Source organism: Actinoplanes sp. NPDC051411 (assembly GCF_040682075.1).
Classification (GTDB): Bacteria; Actinomycetota; Actinomycetes; order Mycobacteriales; family Micromonosporaceae; genus Actinoplanes.
In genome coordinates this window covers 22,993-43,899 of sequence record NZ_JBFBAD010000068.1, presented here as the reverse complement: position 1 = coordinate 43,899, position 20,907 = coordinate 22,993, and the positions used below count along the sequence as shown (strand labels likewise).

General features: G+C 72.2%; 17 protein-coding genes. 12 read left to right on the top strand and 5 right to left on the bottom strand.

All coding sequences use genetic code 11. The features are described 5' to 3' along the window. Positions 1-4 precede the first annotated feature (4 nt). Complete coding sequence (locus tag AB0M88_RS32150; protein ID WP_364108976.1) at positions 5-418, top strand: DUF2784 domain-containing protein; 414 nt, start codon at positions 5-7, stop codon at positions 416-418. On the opposite strand, the gene AB0M88_RS32145 is transcribed toward AB0M88_RS32150, so the two are convergent. Further along, positions 315-716 (bottom strand): YbjN domain-containing protein, encoded by a 402-nt coding sequence (locus AB0M88_RS32145; RefSeq protein WP_364109010.1) that lies wholly within the window; start codon positions 714-716, stop codon positions 315-317. The two genes, AB0M88_RS32150 and AB0M88_RS32145, sit on opposite strands and share 104 nt — an antisense overlap. Positions 717-822: 106 nt before the next feature. On the opposite strand from AB0M88_RS32145, the gene AB0M88_RS32140 reads away from it, so the two are divergent. Further along, a complete protein-coding gene (locus tag AB0M88_RS32140; RefSeq protein WP_364108974.1) occupies positions 823-3,366 on the top strand; it encodes a DNA translocase FtsK 4TM domain-containing protein in 2,544 nt (847 codons plus the stop codon). Here the strand turns inward: AB0M88_RS32140 and AB0M88_RS32135 are convergent. Continuing rightward, the gene (locus AB0M88_RS32135) at positions 3,311-4,459 is read right to left on the bottom strand and encodes a glycosyltransferase 87 family protein (RefSeq protein WP_364108972.1); all 1,149 of its coding nucleotides are present in this window, start codon (positions 4,457-4,459) and stop codon (positions 3,311-3,313) included. The two genes, AB0M88_RS32140 and AB0M88_RS32135, sit on opposite strands and share 56 nt — an antisense overlap. A gap of 221 nt (positions 4,460-4,680) precedes the next feature. On the opposite strand from AB0M88_RS32135, the gene rimO reads away from it, so the two are divergent. From rimO to AB0M88_RS32105, 6 genes are all read left to right on the top strand, one after another. Beyond that, a complete protein-coding gene (gene rimO / locus AB0M88_RS32130; RefSeq protein ID WP_364108970.1) occupies positions 4,681-6,141 on the top strand; it encodes a 30S ribosomal protein S12 methylthiotransferase RimO in 1,461 nt (486 codons plus the stop codon). Further along, a complete protein-coding gene (gene pgsA / locus AB0M88_RS32125; RefSeq protein WP_364108968.1) occupies positions 6,138-6,737 on the top strand; it encodes a CDP-diacylglycerol--glycerol-3-phosphate 3-phosphatidyltransferase in 600 nt (199 codons plus the stop codon). The genes rimO and pgsA overlap by 4 nt, the downstream gene beginning before the upstream one ends. Continuing rightward, positions 6,685-7,212: a CinA family protein gene (locus AB0M88_RS32120; RefSeq protein WP_364108966.1), complete on the top strand. Its 528-nt coding sequence runs from the start codon at positions 6,685-6,687 to the stop codon at positions 7,210-7,212. Before pgsA ends, AB0M88_RS32120 begins: the two co-directional genes overlap by 53 nt. 159 nt (positions 7,213-7,371) lie before the next feature. Then, on the top strand, positions 7,372-7,767 hold the full coding sequence (locus tag AB0M88_RS32115) for a helix-turn-helix transcriptional regulator (protein ID WP_364108964.1): 396 nt from the start codon (positions 7,372-7,374) through the stop codon (positions 7,765-7,767). Positions 7,768-8,063: 296 nt separating this feature from the next. Then, entirely contained in the window at positions 8,064-8,921 is an 858-nt protein-coding gene (locus AB0M88_RS32110; RefSeq protein WP_364108962.1) for a PspA/IM30 family protein, read from the top strand. Between the two features lie 25 nt (positions 8,922-8,946). Beyond that, complete coding sequence (locus tag AB0M88_RS32105; protein WP_364108960.1) at positions 8,947-9,702, top strand: hypothetical protein; 756 nt, start codon at positions 8,947-8,949, stop codon at positions 9,700-9,702. On the opposite strand, the gene AB0M88_RS32100 is transcribed toward AB0M88_RS32105, so the two are convergent. After that, positions 9,699-10,490: a DNA-formamidopyrimidine glycosylase family protein gene (locus tag AB0M88_RS32100; RefSeq protein ID WP_364108958.1), complete on the bottom strand. Its 792-nt coding sequence runs from the start codon at positions 10,488-10,490 to the stop codon at positions 9,699-9,701. The genes AB0M88_RS32105 and AB0M88_RS32100 overlap by 4 nt on opposite strands. A 53-nt stretch (positions 10,491-10,543) precedes the next feature. Beyond that, complete coding sequence (locus AB0M88_RS32095) at positions 10,544-11,335, bottom strand: SAM-dependent chlorinase/fluorinase (RefSeq protein ID WP_364108956.1); 792 nt, start codon at positions 11,333-11,335, stop codon at positions 10,544-10,546. A gap of 84 nt (positions 11,336-11,419) precedes the next feature. On the opposite strand from AB0M88_RS32095, the gene AB0M88_RS32090 reads away from it, so the two are divergent. Both AB0M88_RS32090 and AB0M88_RS32085 read left to right on the top strand, forming a co-directional pair. After that, positions 11,420-12,346 (top strand): TIGR03560 family F420-dependent LLM class oxidoreductase, encoded by a 927-nt coding sequence (locus AB0M88_RS32090; protein ID WP_364108954.1) that lies wholly within the window; start codon positions 11,420-11,422, stop codon positions 12,344-12,346. Between the two features lie 54 nt (positions 12,347-12,400). Then, on the top strand, positions 12,401-13,228 hold the full coding sequence (locus AB0M88_RS32085; protein ID WP_364108952.1) for a hypothetical protein: 828 nt from the start codon (positions 12,401-12,403) through the stop codon (positions 13,226-13,228). Between the two features lie 280 nt (positions 13,229-13,508). Here AB0M88_RS32085 and AB0M88_RS32080 read toward each other — a convergent pair whose 3' ends face one another. Next, positions 13,509-18,059, bottom strand: coding sequence for an ATP-dependent helicase (locus AB0M88_RS32080; RefSeq protein WP_364108950.1), 4,551 nt, complete (start codon positions 18,057-18,059; stop codon positions 13,509-13,511). Positions 18,060-18,239: 180 nt separating this feature from the next. Here AB0M88_RS32080 and AB0M88_RS32075 point away from each other — a divergent pair, with 180 nt between their 5' ends. Next, the gene (locus tag AB0M88_RS32075; protein WP_364108948.1) at positions 18,240-19,094 is read left to right on the top strand and encodes a DUF4397 domain-containing protein; all 855 of its coding nucleotides are present in this window, start codon (positions 18,240-18,242) and stop codon (positions 19,092-19,094) included. Between the two features lie 295 nt (positions 19,095-19,389). Continuing rightward, entirely contained in the window at positions 19,390-20,883 is a 1,494-nt protein-coding gene (locus tag AB0M88_RS32070; RefSeq protein WP_364108946.1) for a sortase, read from the top strand. Positions 20,884-20,907 lie beyond the last annotated feature (24 nt).

Here is a 20,907-nt window from a genome sequence, read left to right as displayed (position 1 = left end):
AACGGTGTTTTTCGAAGCCGTCGCGGATGCCGCGGTCGCCGCCCACTTCGGGTTTCTGGCGCTGGGCATTCTCGGCGGCTTCGCCGCGTGGCGGTGGCCCCGGCTGCTCTGGGTCCAGGTCGTCGCGGCGGCCTGGCTGGTGCTGGTCGTGGCCGCGAGCCTGCCGTGTCCGCTGACCTGGGTCGAGGACCGCGCCCGCGAGCGGGCCGGGTGGCCGCCGCTGACCGGCGGCTTCCTCGACAACCACGTGGCCGGCGTCTTCTATCCGCGCGGCCACGAGCGGGCGGCCCAGATCGTCGCCGCCCTGGTCGTGCTCAGCTCATGGGCCGGTCTTCTCGTAGTGCGGCGACGGCGTCGGCGAGCTGACAGCCCGTCGCCACCCCGCAGATCACGATCTGATCGAGCTGTTCCGCGCTGACACCGTGTTCCCAGTCGGCCACGACCTCGCCGATGACGCTGGCCGTCCCGTCGTCGTTGACGTGCACGTACGCCTTCGGCCATAGCTGATCGTGGTTCCACGCGTTGCAGAACTCGTAGAGCCGGCGGACGTCGTCGATGCCGAAGACGTGCTGCACCATCGCCCGGATCTGGAGGATCTCGCGCTCGGTGCCGAGCTGGAAGAAGTAGATCAGGTTGCCCTGGAAGTTGCCGACGACGTCACCGTCCGCGTCGACGAAGTAGTGGAAGCCGCGAGCGGTCAGCGCATCGGTGATCATTTCCTGGGTCAGGGGCTGCACCCGACGATCCTAATATCGGCTCCGCTCGTATCGGGTCCGGTGCGCCTGCGGGGCTAACGCCACCGGCGGCACTACGGTGATGGATATGGCGGGCCGAACCTCTCCGGCGAGCCGGAACCGCGCCACGTCCTCGTCGCGTGGCGCCGCGACCAGTCGTGCCCGTCAACCGGCCCGCAAGGCCGCGGCAAAGCCGACAAAGGCAGCATCCCGCACAAGACGCCCGCAGCAAAGGCGCGTCGCCCGCCCGAGCGTGAGCGCCGCCCTGGCCAACGGCGTCGGCCGCGGTCTGGGCGCCGTCTGGATGGGCCTGGCCCACAGCGTCGGCTGGGCCGCCCGCGGCGTCGGGCGGCAGGCCGCGACGGCCAAGGAGATCGACCCCGAGCATCGCCGCGACGGCGCCGGACTGCTCATGCTGGGCCTGGCCATCCTGGTCGGGGTCGGGGTGTGGGCGGGCAGCGCCGGGCCGGTCGGCAAGTGGCTGGCCGACTCCACCCGGCTGTTCTTCGGCGGCCTGGCCGTGCTCCTGCCGTTGCTGCTGCTCTACGGCGCGGTGCGGCTCATGCGCAAGCCGGCCGACCCCGAGCACCGCGGCCGCAGCCTGGTCGGGTGGACCGCCCTGGTCGTCTCGACCGCGGCACTGCTCCACCTGGCCCAGCACCCGCGCGACGACCTGGGCGTGGACCGGGCCGGCGGCCTGCTCGGCTACGGCGTGGGCGCGCTGCTCGAGCACGCGGTCACCGTCTGGGTCGCGGCGCCGCTGCTGGTGCTGCTGTTCGTCTTCGGCCTGCTGGTCATCACCGCGACCCCGATCTCGAAGGTCCCGGAGCGGTTCCTGCTGCTGGTCGACGTGCTTCTCGGCCGCTCGACCGCGCGGGCGCCGCTGCCCGAGCCGTCGATCGACGACGCCGAGGACGACCTCGACGTCGGCCTCGACGAGGAGCCGGTCCGCACGCGCCGGCCGTCGCGGCGCCGGCAGGGATCGCTGGCCGACATCGGGCTGGCCCCGGCCGAGCCGGACGACGATGACCTGGTCGTGCACGACACGATCGCGGTGCCCAAGGTGCCGGCGAGCCGCAAGAAGACGCCGCCGGCCCCGCCCGAGCACAACGACCCGCTGCCGACCCGGGCCGAGCAGCTGGAGATCTCCTCGCTGGCCGGCGACTACCGCCTGCCGCCGCCCAACCTGCTCGCCCAGGGCACCCCGCCGAAGGCCCGCAGCCGGGCCAACGACGAGATCATGGCCGCCCTGAGCGGCGTGTTCGAGCAGTTCAACGTCGACGCGGTGGTCACCGGCTTCACCCGCGGCCCGACCGTCACCCGCTACGAGGTCGAGATCGGCCCGGGCACCAAGGTCGAGCGGATCACCCAGCTCTCGCGCAACATCGCGTACGCCGTGAAGTCACCCGACGTGCGCATCCTCAGCCCGATCCCGGGCAAGAGCGCGGTCGGCGTGGAGATCCCGAACACCGACCCGGAGAACGTCTCGCTCGGCGACGTGCTGCGCTCGCGGGCCGCCACCGCCGACCACCACCCGATGGTGGTCGCGCTGGGCAAGGACATCGAGGGCGGCTTCGTGGTGGCCAACCTGGCCAAGATGCCGCACATCCTGATCGCGGGCGCGACCGGCGCGGGCAAGAGCTCCTGCCTCAACTCGATCCTGGTGTCGCTGCTGTCCCGGGCCACCCCGGACGAGGTCCGCCTGCTGCTGGTCGACCCCAAGCGGGTGGAGATGACCGGGTACGAGGGGATCCCGCACCTCGTCACGCCGATCGTGACCAACCCGAAGAAGGCGGCCGACGCGCTCGAGTGGGTCGTCCGCGAGATGGACATGCGCTACGACGATCTCGCGGCCAACGGCGTACGCCACATCGACGACTTCAACCGCAAGGTACGCAGCGGCGAGATCACCGCGCCCCCGGGCAGCGAGCGGGAGATCAAGCCCTATCCCTACCTGCTGGTGGTCGTCGACGAGCTGGCCGACCTGATGATGGTCGCCCCGCGCGACGTCGAGGACTCGGTCGTCCGCATCACCCAGCTGGCCCGGGCCGCCGGCATCCACCTGGTGCTGGCCACCCAGCGCCCGTCGGTCGACGTGGTCACCGGCCTGATCAAGGCGAACGTGCCGTCCCGTCTCGCCTTCGCCACCTCGAGCCTCGCCGACAGTCGGGTCATCCTCGACCAGCCGGGCGCCGAGAAGCTGCTCGGCCGCGGTGACGGCCTGTTCCTGCCGATGGGCGCCTCCAAGCCGACCCGCATCCAAGGTGCCTGGGTCGACGAGAAGGAGATCAAGGCGATCGTCGACTTCTGCAAGGACCAGCGCGAGCCCGAGTTCAAAGAGGGCGTCACCGACGCGCCGCCGAGCAAGAAGAAGCAGATCGACGAGGAGGTCGGCGACGACCTCGAACTGCTGATCCAGGCCATCGAGCTGGTCGTGAGCAGTCAGTTCGGGTCGACGTCGATGCTTCAGCGCAAACTGCGGGTCGGCTTCGCCAAGGCGGGCCGGCTGATGGACCTCATGGAGACCCGCGGCATCGTCGGGCCCTCGGAGGGGTCGAAGGCCCGGGACGTGCTGGTCAAGCCGGACGAGCTGGAAGAGTCGCTAGCTGCTCTTCGGGTTGACGGGGACTAGGCACTTCGATCCTGGGTGCTGCGACGGGCGTACGGGAAAGGCCGGCGCCGGAAATCGGCGCCGGACCGTCGGCGGCGTCTTTGAGTACCTGGTAGCCGATCGTTATCAAGGCCGCCAGCATGATCGTCGACAAGAGGGTCATCGGCAGGAAGTGGCCGCCGAGCCGATGGAAGAAGAACGGGAAGTACGACGCCAGCGACGACGCCTGCACCAGCAGCGGAACCGGCCAGAGCCGGGGCCGCCAGAAGCACACCGCCACCGACAGCACGTCGGCCAGGAAGAAGTAGCGCTCGTGCATGCCGGGCAGCAGGTACGGCACCAGGATCGCGAAGAGCAGGCTGACCGTGACGATGCGGGCATCGGTCATCTCGACCCGGCGCACGATCAACACGTAGTAGATGCCGAGGACGATCGCGGCCAGCAGGATCTCGCCGAGCAGCCGGACCGCGCCGACCCGGTCCGGTGAGGCCGGGATGAAGTAGTAGACCGATGGCGCCGTGTAGCTCAGCTGGCTGATCACGCCCATCTGACGACCGGGTGAATAGATCGTCAGCAGTTCGCGGGCATCCCGGCCGGCCACCAGAGCCGGCACGTCGAGGGCGAGATAGACCGCCGGGACGGCCAGCACCGTACGCCACGGCACCCGTCCGACCAGCAGCAACAGGCCGATCACAGGGAAGAAGAAGATCGCCTGCGGCTTGAGCGCGAACGCGACGCCCAGCATCGACAGGGCCCACCAGTAGCGCTTGCGGAGCAGGAAATAGAGCGCGGCGACGCAGAGCGAAGCCCACATGTCGTCGAGCTGCCCGATGTACGCCGCGTTGAGCACCACGGTCGGGAGGAAGACCGTGATCAGTGCCGCGATGACCGGGATGCGTGGGCCCGGCCGGGCCAGCCCGACCAGCTTGTAGGTGAAGAACGCCAGCACGACGTCGAACGCCGTCCAGACCAGCTTCATCTTGATGATCAGTGGCCCGGGCAGGTACGTGGCGAGCAGCAGGAGATAGAGGTAAGGGGCGTTGTAGTTGCCGATGCGTTCGCTCAGGCCCTTCCAGCCGCCCCCCGCGACCAGCCGGTGGGCCCAAGCAGACATGTTGTGAACCTCGCCGGAGTCCTGCCGTAGCCCGACGAGGCGGACTAGCAGGGCAAGAGCGGCGAGCGCGACGATCAGTGACCACTCGGCCCGAATGGCCGATTTCAACGGAGTTCGCACAAGCGCGGGACCCTAGTGGTCCTTGTTTAATGAGAACTGAATTTCTGGTGGCGTCCGAGCGGGGGACGGCCGCGCGCGGACGGCCCGGTAGCCTTGGCCGGGTGTCAGTAACCCCTGTTTCCCGTCGTGTCGCTCTCCTCACCCTCGGCTGTGCGCGTAACGAGGTGGATTCGGAGGAGCTGGCCGCGCGCCTCGACGCGGGCGGCTGGCAGGTGAGCACCGACGCCGAGGGCGCTGACGTGGTGCTCGTCAATACGTGCGGCTTCGTCGACAAGGCCAAGCAAGACTCGATCGACACGCTGCTGGCGGCCGCCGACACCGGAGCGAAGGTCGTCGCGGCGGGCTGCATGGCCGAGCGGTACGGCAAGGAGCTCGCCGACAGCCTGCCCGAGGCGTCCGCGGTGCTCGGCTTCGACGACTACACCGACATCGCGAACCGTCTCGACGGCGTCCTGGCCGGCGAACAGTTCGTCGCCCACACCCCGCGCGACCGCCGCGAGCTGCTGCCGATCACCCCGGTGCAGCGCCAAGCGGCCAAGGTCGTCGTGCCGGGTCACGCCACGGTCGACGAGCACACCCCGGCTCACTTGCGGCAGGTGCTGCGCCGCCGCCTCGATTCCGGCCCGGTCGCGAGCCTCAAGCTGGCCAGCGGCTGCGACCGGCGGTGCGCGTTCTGCGCGATCCCGGCGTTCCGCGGTGCCTTCGTCTCGCGCGACCCGCAGGAGCTGCTGGCCGAGGCCGAGTGGCTGGCCAAGACCGGCGTGCGCGAACTGGTGCTGGTCAGTGAGAACAGCACGTCGTACGGAAAAGACCTGGGCGACCCGCGGGCGCTCGAGAAGCTCCTGCCGCAGCTCGCCGCGGTCGACGGGATCGTCCGCGTGCGGGCGAGCTACCTCCAGCCGGCCGAGATCCGGCCGGGCCTGGTCGAGGTGATCGCCACGACGCCCGGCGTCGCCGCCTATTACGACCTCTCCTTCCAGCACTCCAGTGAGCCGGTGCTGCGCCGCATGCGGCGTTTCGGCTCGACCGAGCGGTTCCTGGAGCTGCTCGCATCGGCCCGCAAGCTGGCGCCCGAGGCGGGCGCCCGCAGCAACTTCATCGTCGGTTTCCCGGGCGAGACCAAGGCCGACGTCGACGAGCTGGCCCGTTTCCTGACCGACGCGCGCCTCGACGCGATCGGCGTCTTCGACTACAGCGACGAGGACGGCACCGAGGCCGCCGGCCTCGACGGCAAGGTCCGGGAAGACACGATCAAGCGGCGGTACGACCGGATCACCTCGCTGGCCGAGGAACTGTGCGCCCAGCGGGCCGAGGACCGGATGGGCTCGCTGGTCGAGGTGCTGGTCGACACCGTCGACGACGGCGAGATCGAGGGCCGGGCCGAGCACCAGGCCCCCGAGGTCGACGGCTCGACCACCTTGGTTTCCAGCGAGGCCGGGGTCGATCTGGCCGCTTTGCGGCCGGGTGATCTCGTACGGGCGCGGGTCACCGCGACCGAGGGCGTCGACCTGGTGGCGGTACCGGTCGAGATGATCTCCGCGGCGCCGGTGTCGTCGCGGTGACCGAGGAGCCGGTTCCGGTCACGACGACGCGGGTGGTGTCGCCGTACAACCCGGCGAACGTCCTCACCGCGGTTCGCATCGTGCTGGTCCCGGTCTTCCTGGCCCTGGTGGTCGCCTCCTCGCTGCAGGGCACCGGCCCCCGCATCCTGTCGTGTCTCGTCTTCTGCGTCGCCTCGGGCACCGACTTCCTCGACGGCTGGATCGCCCGGCGCTGGTCGATGGTCACCTCGTTCGGCAAGGTCGCCGACCCGATCGCCGACAAGGCCCTCACCGGCACCGCGCTGGTGCTGCTCGCGGCGTACGGCCGGGTGTGGTGGTGGGTCGTGATCGTGATCCTGGTGCGCGAGTGGGGGGTGACCGCGCTCCGGTTCTGGGTGATCCGATACGGCATCATCCCGGCCAGCCGCGGTGGCAAGCTCAAGACCGTGCTGCAGATCGCCGCCATCGCGTGGTACCTGTGGCCGGTGCCGCATCCGGCCGACCTGGTCGGCCCGGTGCTGATGGGCGCCGCCCTGCTGGTGACCGTGGTGACCGGCGGCGACTATGTGGTGCAGGCGTTGCGGCTGCGACGGGAGGCCCGAAGTGCTCGCCAGTGACATCGTGCACCTCGTCGCCCGGCGCGGTGAGACCTTCGCCACCGCCGAATCGCTGACCGGCGGCCTGGTCGCGGCGACCGTGGTCGAGGTGCCGGGAGCCAGTGCGGTGTTCCGGGGCGGCCTGGTGGTCTACGCGACGGACCTCAAGCACGCCCTGGCCGGCGTACCGGAAGATCTGCTGGCGGCCCGCGGCCCGGTCGATCCCGACGTGGCCCTGGCGCTCGCCGCCGGGGCCCGGCGGCGGTGTGCGGCCGACTGGGGCCTGGCCACGACCGGCGTCGCCGGGCCCGACCCGCAGAACGGCATCGCGCCCGGCACGGTCTATGTGGCGGTCGACGGGCCGGGCGAGGGCTCCGGCGGCGAGGTGCTCCGGCTCGAGGTCCCTGGTGATCGGGCGGCCGTCCGCACCGAAAGTGTGACCCGCGTCCTGCGCCTGTTCGCTGACCGCATAGAGGCCGCTTCGGCACGGGCCTGACCAGGGAATGTTGTAGTGATCACGGTTGTTGTCCGGGTGCCGGCATCGCAGGGGTGCTCCCGGAATTCGGCGGGGCGGGATGTCGGTCTGGCCCGCAACGGGTACGGTTGCGGGAAGCCTCCGGCGTCGGCCGGCGGCCCCGCCGCAGGAGGAGGTGCCATGGTCCTGCTACGCCGGGTTATCGGCGACGCACTTCGGGCGCGCCGGCAGGGGCAGCACCGCACGCTGCGCGAGGTGTCCACCGCCGCGAATGTCAGCCTGGGGTACCTGTCCGAGATCGAGCGCGGTCAGAAAGAGGCGTCCAGCGAGTTGCTCGCGGCCATCTGCGAAGCTCTGGGCGCGCGCCTTTCCGAGTTGCTGGGCGAGGTGAGCGACACGCTCTCCCTCGCTGAAGACATGGACGGCGTGCTGGTTCCGGTCGAGGAAAAGCCCGCCCCGGTCAAAAATGTCGCGACCGACGGCAAGGTGTCGGTCTCGGTCCGCCACGATTCGCCGCTCAAGGCGACGCTGCGGACCACTCGCAAGCCGCGACGCGACGTCGTCTACGCCGCCTAGCAACCCCCTTCGACCATGCCCGGCCGGGCTGTCCTCCGGACAGTCCGGCCGCTTTGTTGTTCATGGTCAGTTACGGACGTCTCGGGGATCGCACCCAGCCGCGACTGCGCGTAGCCTCGAAACCTGGGGAATGAGTCTGGGGGAGACCCTGAGTTCTCCCCGAGGTCACGTGACGCCAGTGGCGTCGAGCTGACACCATGGCTGCACAAGCCATCGCGTCAGCTCCTCGCTCAGCCATTCCAGAGCGGGGCGTCGGTGGCGGGTCCGACTGAGCGACATTGAGGGGATACCGCGATATGGCGAATCCGTTCGTCAAGGGCTGGCGCTACATGATGGCGCTGTTCGGCGCCAAGATCGACGAGTACGCCGACCCGAAGGTGCAGATTCAGCAGGCCATCGAGGACGCGCAGCGGCAGCACCAGGCGCTCGTGCAGCAGGCGGCGGCCGTCATCGGCAACCAGCGTCAGCTGGAGATGAAGCTGTCCCGCCAGATGTCCGAGGTCGAGAAGCTGCAGGGCATGGCCCGGCAGGCGCTCGTGCTGGCCGACCGCGCCCGCGCACAGGGCGACGAGGCCGAGGCGCAAAAATACGAGTCGACCGCGACGACACTCGCTACCCAGCTGGTCTCGGGCGAGCAGTCGATGGAAGACCTCAAGACGCTGCACGACCAGGCGCTCGGGGCGGCCGGTCAGGCCCGCAAGGCGGTGGAAAACAACGCGATGGTGCTTCAGCAGCGCATCGCCGAGCGTTCCCGCCTGCTGAGCCAGCTCGAGCAGGCCAAGATGCAGGAGACCGTCGCCAAGTCGCTCGAGTCGATGTCGTCGCTCGCCGCGCCCGGCAACACCCCGTCGCTCGACGAGGTGCGCGACAAGATCGAGCAGCGCTATGCGAGCGCGATGGGCCGGGCCGAGCTCGCGTCCAACTCGGTCGAGGGCCGCATGCTCGAGGTGCAGAAGTCGAGCCTCGACATGGCCGGATCGTCCCGGCTCGAGCAGATCCGGGCCAGCATGGCCGGCGAGCAGCTCGGTGGCTCTGCGGCGACGCCCGCGGTCGAGCAGGGCGCCCCGGCGTCCGACCCGGCCAGCGTGGCCCGGCTCGACGAGATCCGCGCCAGCATGAACCAGAAGCGGGGCGACACCTCAGCCGCCGGCTGATCCGGCATTCACGAGGGGGACGACGGTGGACGAGCGGGCCAGGCACTTCCGGCGGCTCAAGCGGCTGCGCAACTCGGCGCGCCGATGGAGCGTGCTGGGCGGTGGCCTGACCGCGGCCGCCGCCGTCCTCACGCCCTACGCGGGCATCGGTCTCCCCGACGCGATCTGGGCCGGCGCGGCCGGTGCCTCGGTCGCGCTGGCCTGGTGGCGCTGGAGTGACCACCGGGCGCTGGCCGCCCTCCCGCCGCCGCCCGCGCCCGACCCGGCCCTCGCCGGGCAGCGCCTCACCGCGGCGATCGAGCGGTTCCCGGCCGGGCGCACGTTCCTGCACGAGGTGCGGCGGCAGCGCAACCGCTACGCGTTGCGCGGCTCGGCGATCACGATGGCGTGGGACCGGCTCGACCGGGCGTCCTCGACATTGGTCGGTCTGGCCGGCCGGCTGCACGGGCCGGGCCAGGAGGCACTGCTCGAGGCGGCGACCGCCGAGCACTGGCTGCGCGACCTCGGCCAGCGGGTGGCCAGCGTCGAAAAGGCGATCCCGCTCAGCCCGCCCGACCAGCGGCCGGCTCTGGAGCAGTCACACGCGAGCCTCGCCGAGCAGTTCGTCGAAGGCGTCGAGGCCTATGAGCGGCTGGTCGCGGCGGCGGCGGGCTACGTCGCCGAAGACGGGCACCCGATGGCTGACATGAAGCATCCGGCCTTCTCCAGCCTGGTCGACGCGACCGACCGGCTGCGCGGCCTGGCCGAAGGGCTCTCCGAGCTGAAACGGCCCGCCTACTAATCCGTCCTCGGCTGGCACTGCGGACACCAATAGGTGATCCGCTCGTCGCTGTCGGCCTTCTCGATCGCGGTCCCGCAGCGGCGGCAGGGCTGGGCGCGACGACCGTACACATAGCTCGTGGTGCCCCGACGCAGCGAGCCGGTCGTGGTCTGCGTCCAGCGGCCCCGGTTGGAGGCGACCAGCTTCTGCGCCAACTCGACCATGCCGGTCAGGTCGGCGACCTTGGCCACCGGCGTCCACGGCCAGACACCGCGCAGGAACAGCGTCTCGGCCTTGTAAAGGTTGCCGATGCCGGCCAGGTTGCGCTGGTCGAGCAGGGCCTCGGCGACGGTCACATCCGGCTTGGCGGAGATGCGGCGCACCGCCTCGGCCGGATCCCAGTCGGGGCCCAGCAGATCCGGGCCCAGGTGCCCGAGCAGCTTGTCCTCGTCGGCGGTCGGGATCAGCGCCACCTCGTGCAGGTGGTAGCCGACCGCGACCGAGCGGGCGCTGCGGATGACGACCCGGATCAGGTGCGAAGGGCGGCCACTCCAGCGTTCGCCCGGCGCGTACGCCCGCCAGGCCCCGTCCATCCGCAGGTGCGAATGCAAGGTGCGGGGAGCCTCGCCGGCCTTGGTCAGCCGCAGCAGCAGATGCTTGCCGCGGCTGCCCGAACCGGCCACGGTCCAGCCCGCCAGCCGGGTGGTCGCCAGCTGCGGCACCCGGAAGTCGGAACCGGTCAGCACGTCACCGGCCAGGGCGCGCTCCAGCACGCGCGCCGTGTTCCAGACGGTGTCCCCCTCGGGCATGTACCTATCTTGCCTGGCGTCAGCCGGGTTGCCAGCTGGGGATTCGCTGAACTTCAGCCTCTGGCCGCCAGCCGGACCATGTCTCCCGGCGTCACCGACAGCACGACGACCGCGCGGCCGTTGTTGATCGCCAGCGCGACCTTGCCCGCCGAGTCCTCGAAGACCAGCAGATCGCCCCGGTCGACATCGGCGAACGTGGCGCCCCGCCGGCCCCGCACATTGCCGTTGACCAGTAGGTCGGGGCCGAGCCCGGCCAGCGTCGCACCGCCCGCGGCCAGCTGCACGTTGCCGAACCGGTCGATGGTCAGCACCTCGGCCTCGATCCAGCCGTCGCCGACCGTCACGACCGGGTCGGGCAGCCGCACCAGCTGGCGCGGGTCGACGGCCGGCCCGGCATCGCCCAGGTCGGCGCCGAGCGCGATCCGCGCCGCGGCCGGGCTGAACAGGTCACGCCCGTGGAAGGTGCGCGAGACGTCGCCGAGGAACCAGTCCTTGTTGGCCAGCTCGTGCACCGAGTCGACGCCGCCGAGCGCCTCGGCCGCCCAGATCAGCACGCCGTTGTCCGGGCCGACGAGCACGCCGCCCGGAGTGCCGATCGCGACGCCCCGCCGGGCCGTGCCGACGCCCGGGTCGACCACCGCGACATGCACCGACGGTGGCAGATGCGGGGCGCTCTGGGCCAGAACGGCGGCACCGCGGGACACGTCGGCCGGCGGGACGTGGTGGGTGACATCGATCACCCGTACGTCCGGCGCGATCCGCGCGATCGATCCGTGGCACGCGGCCACAAACCCGTCGAAGGTGCCGTAATCGGTAGTAAGTGAGATCCATCCATACCCCGCCATGGTGCCAAACGTTACTGCCCCGGCACGGAACGCGAGCGGCAGGTCCGGTCAGGCGCGCCGGAGAACTCTGGCAGGGTTGAATCCATGCGTCTCGTGATCTTCACCGAACCCCAGCAAGGGGCAAGCTACGACGACCTGCGGCGGGTCGCCCAGACCGCCGAAGCGAGCGGCTACGACGGCTTCTTCCGCTCCGACCACTTCGTGACGATGGGCGGCGACGGCCGCCCCGGCCCCACCGACGCCTGGCTCACCCTGGCCGGCCTCGCGGTGCAGACCTCCCGCATCCGGCTCGGCACGCTCGTCAGCTCGGCGACGTTCCGGCTGCCCGGGCCTCTGGCCATCGCGGTCGCCCAGGCCGACGCGATGAGCAACGGCCGCATCGAATTCGGCCTCGGCGGCGGCTGGTTCGAAACCGAACACGCGGCGTACGGCATCCCGTTCCCGCCCCTCGGCGAGCGATTCGACCGGCTCGAAGAACAGCTCGAGATCATCACCGGCCTGTGGGCGACGCCGGCCGGCCGCACATACGACTTCCACGGCAAGCACTACCAGCTCAGCGACTCGCCCGCGCTGCCCAAGCCGGTCCAGTCGCCGCGCCCGCCGGTCATCGTGGGCGGCCACGGCAAACGGCGTACGCCCGCGCTCGCCGCCCGCTTCGCGGACGAATTCAACGTGCCCTTCTCCAAGATCGCCGACGTGGCGCCGACGTTCTCCCGCGTACGGGAAGCGTGCGCCGCGATCGGCCGCACCACCCTGCCGACCTTCTCGGCCGCCGCGGTCCTCTGCGTCGGCCGCGACGAGGCCGAGGTGCGCCGCCGGGCGGCGGCGATCGGCCGGGAGGCCGACGAGATGCGGGCCAACGGCGGCGTCGTGGGCACGCCCGGCGAGGCGGTGGAGACCATCCAGAGGTACGCGGAAGCCGGGGCGACCCGCCTCTTCCTGCAGACGATGGACCTGAGCGACCTCGACCACGTCGAGTTCGTAGCCGCCGAGGTGGCCCGCCAGCTCTGACTTTCTTAAAGTCCCCGCGCCGGATGCCGATGCGGAGACTTAGGGGGTGCGGCGGTGGCGCGGATCTACGTCATGCGGGACGACAGCGTCATCGTCGTGTCCCGGCGGCGACTCGGCTGGCTGCGGAACCGCCCGGTGCCGCGCTCCTGGGACACGCTGGTCGAGATCCCGCCCCGAACCGGCCGGGCCCCCGGCGAGACGACCCTGGTCTTCGCGCCGCCGGTGGCGCTCGGCGCGCTGACCGCCGCCCTGGCCCCGGCCGGCATCGGCGTGGCGGTCGGCGGAGCGACCCTGATCGCCTCGACCTATCTGACCCCGCAGCTCCGCCGCCGCCTGGCCGAGCGGCGGCTGCGGCGGCCGGACAACATCCTCCTGCGCGGTGAGAAGGCCCGCTCGGCCTTCGACCATGCCCTCGGCCTGGCCGACCGGGTCAGCGAGACCTGGCCCGACCTGGGGCAACTGATCGACGCCGACGAGGCCGCGGTGATGCTGGCCGAGGCGCTGTGGCAGACCGCGGCGGTGCTGTCCCGCCGCGAGGAACTGGACGCGGTGCTGGAGGCGGCCGGCTTCGACCCGGGCACGGCCAGCGTCGAAACCCGCTCCCAGCTCAGCGCGGCCCGCGCCGCCCGGGCCCGGATCGACGCCGAGTTCCAGCGTCGCGAGGCCGGCCTCCGCCGAGCCGAGGAGGCGGGCCGGGACTTCATCCGCGAGCAGCAGATGCGCTCGGCGGTTCAGGCCGCCGACCAGACGTTGCACTCGATGCCGCCAGCGTTCCTGTCCGGGCCGGGTACGGCGCTCGAGCCCGCCTCCGACCTGGCCGAGCACACCCACTCGGTCCTCGCCGCCTACCGCGAGCTGACCGCCGGTCTCGCCGCGAGCTGAGCGTCGGTCTTGCGGCGGGTTGACCGCCCGGCCTCGGCGCGAGTTGACCGCCGGCCTCGGCGCGAGTTGACCGCCGGCCTCGGCGCGAGTTGACCGCCGGCCTCGGCGCGAGTTGACCGTCGGTCTTGCCGCCAGTCGGGCGTCGGTCTCGGCTCGGGCCGGTCTTGTCTCGGCCGGCCTTGCCTGGGGCGTGACCGTCCCCTTGCCTGGGGCGTGACCGTCCGCCTGGCCTGGGGCCTCACCGCCGGCCTGGCCTCGGGCTGACCGCTCGGCTCGCGCATCAGCCGCGCAGGCGCAATCCTCGTGGCGTCGCTCGGAAGCCGGCCGTCGTCAGGGCCTCCCGCAACGGCGAGGCGTGGACGGACTCGCCGTCGGCGCGCTCGACCGACATCGCGCCCAGGGCGCCCGAGCGGACCGCTCCCGCCAGCGCCTGGCCGCCCGCGATCAGGGACTCCGGGTCGTCGGTGAAGGAGAGCAGGGTGCGGCCGCCGCGTTCGACGTAGAGGACCAGGTCGCCGGAGACCAGCACCACCAGGGCGCCCGCCTTGCGGCCGGCGCGGTGGCCCGCCTTGACGACCGGTTCGCCGTCGCCGCTGTCGACGATGCGCTCGGGCCACGGGAGGGCGGCGCCGTAGGGGTTGGCGGGGTCGGTGGCGGCCAGCACGACCGCCGCGGTGCCGGTGCGTTTGGCGAGCTCGGCCGGCTCGGCCAGGGCACGCAGTCGGTCGACCGCCCCGGGCACGGCGAACTGGGCCGCTCCCAGACCCTCGACGAAATAACCCCGGCGGGCCGCCCCGCGCTCCTCGAGGGCGCCGAGAACCGGGTAGACCGCCGAGAAGCCGCCGGTCACCCCCTCGGCCATGACCGCGCCGCGGGTGACCACGCCGTGGCGCTCCAGCAGCAGGTCGGCCAGGGCGGCCGCCCGGCGGGTCGGGTCGAGGTCGCGGGCGGGCAGCCGGGACCAGCGGCCGGCCATGTTGAGCGGGCCGCTGCGGGCCGGCATGGCCGGACGCCCGGGGCGGCCGTAACGGCCCCGGCTGGGCGTCGGCCGCGACTTGTGGGCGCCGCTGCCGCCGAGGAGGGCCCGCAGCGGGGCGAACGTGTCGTTGGTCAGGTGGCCGGCCCAGACCAGGTCCCACACCGCGGCCGCCAGCTCGGTGTCATCGGTCGAGCCCACTCGGTCGGAGAGGCCGCGGAAGAACAGCGCCTGGCCGTCGCCGAGCGCCGCCAGCACCTCCTCGTGCCGCGGCGTGAGCGCGACCTCGTCGTCCGGCGGCGGAAGCAGTAGCGGCGCGCTGTCGGCCCAGGCCAGGGTCACCCAGCCGTCGCCGCCCGCGATCGAGCCGGAACCGGCCCACAGCACCTCGCCGCTGCCGCACAATTCGTCGAGCTGGGGTGGCGCGTAGTCGGTGACCCGGGCCGGCAGCACCAGCCGCTCCCAGGCCGAGGCGGGCACGGCGATGCCCTGCAGCTGCTCGATCGAGGCGGCCAGCGCGTCGACCCCGCGGGCGTTGCCGCCGATCTGATGCCAGCGGGGCAGGAAGGCGGCCAGGATGCGGGGCGGGACCGGCTCGATCTCCCGGCGGAGCGCGGCCAGCGAACGGCGGCGCAGCATGCGGAGAACCTCGGCGTCGCACCACTCGGTGCCGGCGCCGCCCGGCGTGAACTCACCCGACCCGACCCGGCCGGTGGCGCTGAGCCGTTTGAGGGCCTGCTCGACCACGAAGACGCCGAGCCCGAAGCGGGCCGCGCAGGTCGCGGCCGCGAACGGCCCGTGGGTGCGGGCATAGCGGGCGACCAGGTCGCCGAGCGGGTCGGCGACCGGTTCGAGATAGGCCTCGGGGAGCCCGACCGGCAGCGCCACGCCCAGGGCGTCGCGATAGCGCCCGGCGTCGTCGATGCCGATCCAGCGCTCCTCGCCCGCGACCCGGATGCGGATGGCCCGCCGGGAGGCCTCCAACGTGGACACCCACGCCTCCTCGACCCCGCGCGTCTCCAGTTCGGCGGTCGAAAGGTCGCCGAGCAGGCGCAGCAGCTCGGCCGCGTCCTCCGCGTCACGTGGCCGCCGCTGGGTGGTGAGCCACTGCAGCTGGGCCTCGGTCTCGGCGACCACCGACGGGTCGAGCAACTCGCGCAGGTCGACCCGGCCCAGCAGCTCGCCGAGCAGCGTCGAGTCGAGCGCCAGGGCGGCCGCGCGGCGCTCGGCCAGCGGGGCGTCGCCCTCGTAGAGGAAAGCGCCGACATAGCCGAAGAGCAGCGACCGGGCGAACGGCGACGGCCGCGGCGTCTCGACCTCGACCAGGCGCACCTTGCGGCCGGAGAGCTCACGCATAAGCCCGACCAGGCCGGGAACGTCGAAGACGTCCTGCAGGCACTCGCGGGCCGCCTCGAGCGTCACCGGGAAGTCGGCGAACTCGCGGGCCACGTCGAGCAGCTGGGCCGAACGCTGGCGTTGCTGCCAGAGCGGCTGGCGGCGGCGCGGGTCGCGGCGCGGCAGTAGCAGAGACCGGGCGGCGCACTCGCGGAACCGGGAGGCGAACAGCGCCGACGTGCCGACCGACTCCTCGACCAGCTGGGCGATCTCTTCCGGGTCGAACGCCACGAGATCGGTGCCGGGTGGCTCCTCGGCCGTGTCGGGCAGCCGCACCACGATGCCGTCGTCGGAGGGCATGACCTGGCCGTCGACGCCGTACCGCTCGCTGAGCCGCCGGGCGATCGCCAGGGCCCAGGGCGCGTTGACGCGGGCACCGAGGACACAGTGCACGGTCATGCGCCAGTCGCCCAGCTCGTCGCGGAAACGCTCGACCACGATCGTCCGGTCGTCGGGCAGATGGCGAGTCGCCTCGCGTTGGTCCCGCAGGTAGGCGATCAGGTTGCCGGCGGCCCAGTCGTCGAGCCCCGCTTCGAGCAGCGAGGCCGTGCCCTTCTCGTCGCCGGCGCGGGTCAGCGACCGCAACCGGGCGCCGATCGCGCGGCCCAGCTCGATCGGGCGGCCCAGAGCGTCGCCCTTCCAGAACGGCATGCGGGCGGCGGCACCGGGCGCGGGGGAGACCAGCACCCGGTCGGGCGTGATGTCCTCGATGCGCCACGAGGTCGAGCCGAGCAGGAAGACGTCGCCGACGCGGGACTCGTAGACCATCTCCTCGTCGAGCTCGCCGACCCGGGACGCCCGCTCGGAGCCAGCCAGGAAGACGCCGAACATGCCCCGGTCGGGGATCGTGCCGCCGCTGGTCACGGCCAGCCGCTGGGCGCCCGGCCGGCCGGTCAGCTGATCGGTGCCGCGATCCCAGACCAGGCGGGGGCGCAGCTCGGCGAACGCGGTCGACGGATAACGCCCGGAGAGCATGTCGAGCACCGCGTGCAGGGCCGACTCGGGCAGCTCGGCGAACGGCGCCGCCCGGCGGACCAGGGCCGCCATCTCGTCGACCTGCCACTCGTCGAGCGCGACCATCGCGACGATCTGCTGGGCCAGCACGTCGAGCGGGTTGCGTGGGTAGCGCAGCTCCTCGATCGCGCCCTCACCCATCCGCTCGGCGACCACCGCGCAGGAGACCAGGTCACCGCGGTGCTTGGGGAAGACGACGCCCTTCGACACCGCACCGACCTGGTGACCGGCCCGGCCGATGCGCTGCAGGCCGGCCGCGACCGACGGCGGCGCCTCGATCTGGACGACCAGGTCGACCGCGCCCATGTCGATGCCCAGCTCGAGGCTGGACGTGGCGACCACCGCCGGAAGGCGGCCCGACTTCAGCGCCTCCTCGATCTGCTTGCGCTCCTCGCGGGAGACGCTGCCGTGGTGGGCCCGGGCGACGACCGGCGGCGCGCCACCGGCCTGCCCGGCCTGGGCCATGATCTCGGCCGGCGGGCGGTCGGGCACCGGGATGACCTGGCCTGCCCGCTCGGCCGCCAATTCGTTGATGCGGGCGCACAGCCGCTCGGCCCCACGCCGCGAGTTGGTGAAGACGATCGTCGACCGGTGACCCTGAATGAGGTCGAGCACCCGCTCCTCGACCGCGGGCCAGATCGACGGCGAATGACGCCCGGCGCCCGGGTCGTCGGGATCCACGTCGGGGACCTCGTCGAGCGCGGTCATGTCTTCGACCGGCACCTCGACCGTGACCTCGATCGTCTTGGCGCTCTTGGGCTGGACGATCTCGACGTCGTGGGCGCCGCCGAGGAAGCGGGCCGTCTCGTCGATCGGGCGGACGGTGGCCGACAGCCCGATGCGCTGGGCCGGGCGCCCGAGCAGCGCGTCGAGCCGTTCGAGGCTGAGCGCCAGGTGCGCGCCGCGCTTGGTAGCCGCGACCGCGTGCACCTCGTCGACGATCACCGTCTCGACGCCGCGCAGGGAGTCGCGGGCGGCCGAGGTGAGGATCAGATAGAGCGACTCGGGCGTCGTGATGAGGATGTCCGGCGGCGTACGGCCGAAAGCGCGCCGCTCGTCGGCGGGCGTGTCTCCGGTTCGCATGCCGACCGTGATGTCGGGAGGCGGAACGCCGAGCCGGCCCGACGCCTGCCGGATGCCGGTGAGCGGCGCCCGCAGGTTGCGCTCGACGTCGACCGCGAGCGCCTTGAGCGGGCTGACATAGAGAACCCGGCAGCGGCGTTTGGCGTCGGCCGGGACCGGCTCGTGTGCGAGCCGGTCGAGCGACCAGAGGAACGCCGCCAGGGTCTTGCCGGAGCCGGTGGGCGCGACGACCAGCGCGTTGCGACCGGCGCCGACCGCGCGCCACGCCCCGGCCTGCGCCGCGGTGGGCGCGGCGAACGCTGCCCGGAACCATTCCCTGGTCGCCGGGCCGAACTGTTCGAGCACCTCTTCCACGCCAACCATCCTCCCCCCGGGGTACGACACTTTCTCGCCTACAGATCGTGAAGGCCACGTTTCGGATAGTGCTTGACTCGCACGTCCGCGATGCGGTTGGTTTCTTCTGCGCGATCGCCCGTCGCGCCACCGGTCCGTCAGACATCAATGTCAGTGAACGCAGAGGTCCCCCACCCGACAGGAGGCTCCGTGTCCCTTCGCGCATCCACCCGCCGGCGCCTCAGCGGCGCCCTCGCGGCTCTGGCCGCGCTCGCGGCTGTCACGCTCTTCGCTTCACCCGCCCAGGCGGCCGGCGCCGGCTATGTCCGCCTCGCCCACCTCTCGCCCGACACCCCGGCGGTCGACGTCTACCTGAAATCCCCGTCGAACGCGGTCAAACCACAGGTCTTCAAGGGCGTCGCCTACGGCGCCATGTCGCAATACCTGCGCCTGCCCACCGGCACCTACCAGGTGGCGATGCGCAAGGCCGGCGCGCCCGCCAGCACCAAACCCGTGATCACCACCCAGGTCGGGGTGGCAAACGGCGACGCCTACACGGTCGCCGGCGTCGGCCGCTTCGCCGACCTCGGACTCCGCGTCCTCAAAGACGACCTCAAGCTCCCCGACCCGGGCAAGTCCAAGGTCCGGGTCATCCAGGCCTCGGTGAAGGCCCCGGTGCTCAACGTCGCCGGCAAAAACGGCAAGACCATCGCCGACGGCGTCCAGTTCGCGACCACGACCGCATACCGCGAGGTCAACCCGGGCAAGTGGAGCGTCGAGGTCGCGCCGACCGGCGGCGGGAAGACCAGCGTGCTGCCGTGCACACTCGGGGCCGGCAGCGTCTATTCGCTGATCGTGCTCGACGACAAGAACGGCGGCCTGAAACCCCAACTCCATGTCGACGCGGAGCGTCAAGGCACGGTCCCGCTGGGCGGGGTGGCCACCGGCGCCGGCGGCACCCAGCCGACGTCCCACCTGGCCACGGCGCTGCTGCTGGCGTCACTGGCCGCGGTGGTGACGGCCGGATTCGTGGTCGTCGTCCGCCGCCGCATCCGGGCGGCCTGAGGCGAGGCCGGGCGTGACGGCCGAACTCCACATCGAACCGGCGCCTCCGCGAGACGAGGAGGCGCCGGAGCCCACCATGCCCGGCGTTCCGGCGCCGGCTGAGGGGGTGGTGCGGGCCGTTGCTGAGGTACGCGGTAAGGCCGTCGCCCCGGCGAGCGGCCGTGCCCAGGTCGCGTCGCCACACCCGGCCGACGGCGAGAGGGTGTTGCTGCCGCCGGTCGTCCGGGCCGTCGCGGCCGTGCCGGGGGCATTGTCGCTGCCGCCTCCGCAGTCGGCCTGGCCACCGATCCCGCTGGTGCCGCCGGGCATGCCGGGACGCCCGGCGACCGAGAAGCGACGAGCCTTCGCCGTCTACCCCCACGACTTCGTCGCCGACGAACCCGGACGCCACATCGGCCGCGCCTCCCTGCCGCCGCCCGCCCTCGACACCGACCAAGGCGTCTCGGGCGAGGCCGACGGGGGTGCGGGGGTTGACGAGCAGCGGCGTGCCGGCGCGGGTGCGGGGGTTGATGACCAGGGGCGTGTCGCCGCGCGGGTGCGGGTTGTTGACCAGGGGGGTGCTGGCGGGGGTGCCCGGGTTGACGATCAGGGGCGTGCCGGCAGGGGTGCGGGGGTCGATGACCCGGGGAGTGTTGGCGCGGGTGCGCGGGTTGGCGACCGGGGGCGTGCCCAGGGGCGGGCTCCTGGTTTGCGGCCCGACCGTCCCCTCGACCGGGTGGGGAGACCCGCGGCGGGAGCGTTGGTCGAGCTGCGACGACCGCGACGGCCCGATGAGCGGGAACGCGACGGGTCGGAAGGCCGAGAGCAGGATCGCCGCGAGCCGGGGCGGCGCGGACCGGACCGTCATGGGCAGGAGCGGGACGGGCAGGATGCCCGCCAGCCGGAGCGCCACGAGCTGGATGGCGACGAGCGAGAGCGGGGCGGCCAGGGCCTCCGCGAGCCGGAGCGCCACGAGCTGGACTGCCGCCAGCCGGACCTCTGCGAGCAGGAGCGCGACGAGGAGGAGCGGGGTGAGCGGGCATCTGGCGGTTCGGGTGGGGGAGGGCTGCTGCGGTCGGCGGTGCCTCTTCTCGAAGCTGGACTGACCGGGGGAACCGGAGCGGCGGAAGAACGGCCCCAAGGGGGCGGGCGCGGAGCAGATCGCGTACGGAAAAAGAGGCTGCGGCAGACCGCCCTGCCGGTCGTTGCCGCCGGGATTGCCGCGTTTGTCGTCGGCACCGGATATCTTGCCGTGAGTGACCGGGACGGCGACTCCGACCTCGGGCGGTGGGGGCCGCAGGCGGTCGCGGCGCCGGTCACCGTGGCCGGAAGGTCGGCCGGTGATCCCTTCGGGGCCGCGGCCGTGGTGGCCGCCGGTGTGCCGGGCCGGCTGCGGGTGAAGGCGATCGGCATCGATACGTCTCTGGAGAGTCTGCACCTCGGGACGGGTGGTGCCCTGGTTCCGCCGAAGGTTTACGGCCGGGCCGGGTGGTATTCGGGGGGCACGGCGCCGGGTGACGTCGGGCCGGCCGTGATCGCCGGGCACGTCGACTCGAAGTCGGGGCCGGCGATCTTTTATCGGCTGCGCGAGCTTACGGTCGGTGACCGCATCGAGGTCGTGCGGGGCGGGTCGGTGGTGCGGTTCACGGTGGTTCGCGTGGCTTGGTACCCGAAGACGCGCTTTCCGACCGGTGAGGTCTACGGGCCGACGCCGGACCGTCAGCTGAGGCTGATCACGTGCGGCGGGGTGTTCGACCACCGGCTTCGGTCTTATACGGACAATCTCGTGGTTTACGCAGTGGCCGGGTGATCGTGGTTCCGCTGGTCGGGGTGC

What these genes read in the sequence shown, in the direction of transcription:
- AB0M88_RS32145 (WP_364109010.1), bottom strand. Translation starts at nt 716, where the DNA reads ATGATCACCGATGCGCTGACCGCTCGCGGCTTCCACTACTTCGTCGAC.
- AB0M88_RS32140 (WP_364108974.1), top strand. Translation starts at nt 823, where the DNA reads ATGGCGGGCCGAACCTCTCCGGCGAGCCGGAACCGCGCCACGTCCTCG.
- AB0M88_RS32135 (WP_364108972.1), bottom strand. Translation starts at nt 4,459, where the DNA reads ATGTCTGCTTGGGCCCACCGGCTGGTCGCGGGGGGCGGCTGGAAGGGC.
- AB0M88_RS32120 (WP_364108966.1), top strand. Translation starts at nt 6,685, where the DNA reads ATGTGGTGCAGGCGTTGCGGCTGCGACGGGAGGCCCGAAGTGCTCGCC.
- AB0M88_RS32115 (WP_364108964.1), top strand. Translation starts at nt 7,372, where the DNA reads ATGGTCCTGCTACGCCGGGTTATCGGCGACGCACTTCGGGCGCGCCGG.
- AB0M88_RS32110 (WP_364108962.1), top strand. Translation starts at nt 8,064, where the DNA reads ATGGCGAATCCGTTCGTCAAGGGCTGGCGCTACATGATGGCGCTGTTC.
- AB0M88_RS32100 (WP_364108958.1), bottom strand. Translation starts at nt 10,490, where the DNA reads ATGCCCGAGGGGGACACCGTCTGGAACACGGCGCGCGTGCTGGAGCGC.
- AB0M88_RS32095 (WP_364108956.1), bottom strand. Translation starts at nt 11,335, where the DNA reads ATGGCGGGGTATGGATGGATCTCACTTACTACCGATTACGGCACCTTC.
- AB0M88_RS32090 (WP_364108954.1), top strand. Translation starts at nt 11,420, where the DNA reads ATGCGTCTCGTGATCTTCACCGAACCCCAGCAAGGGGCAAGCTACGAC.
- AB0M88_RS32080 (WP_364108950.1), bottom strand. Translation starts at nt 18,059, where the DNA reads ATGGTTGGCGTGGAAGAGGTGCTCGAACAGTTCGGCCCGGCGACCAGG.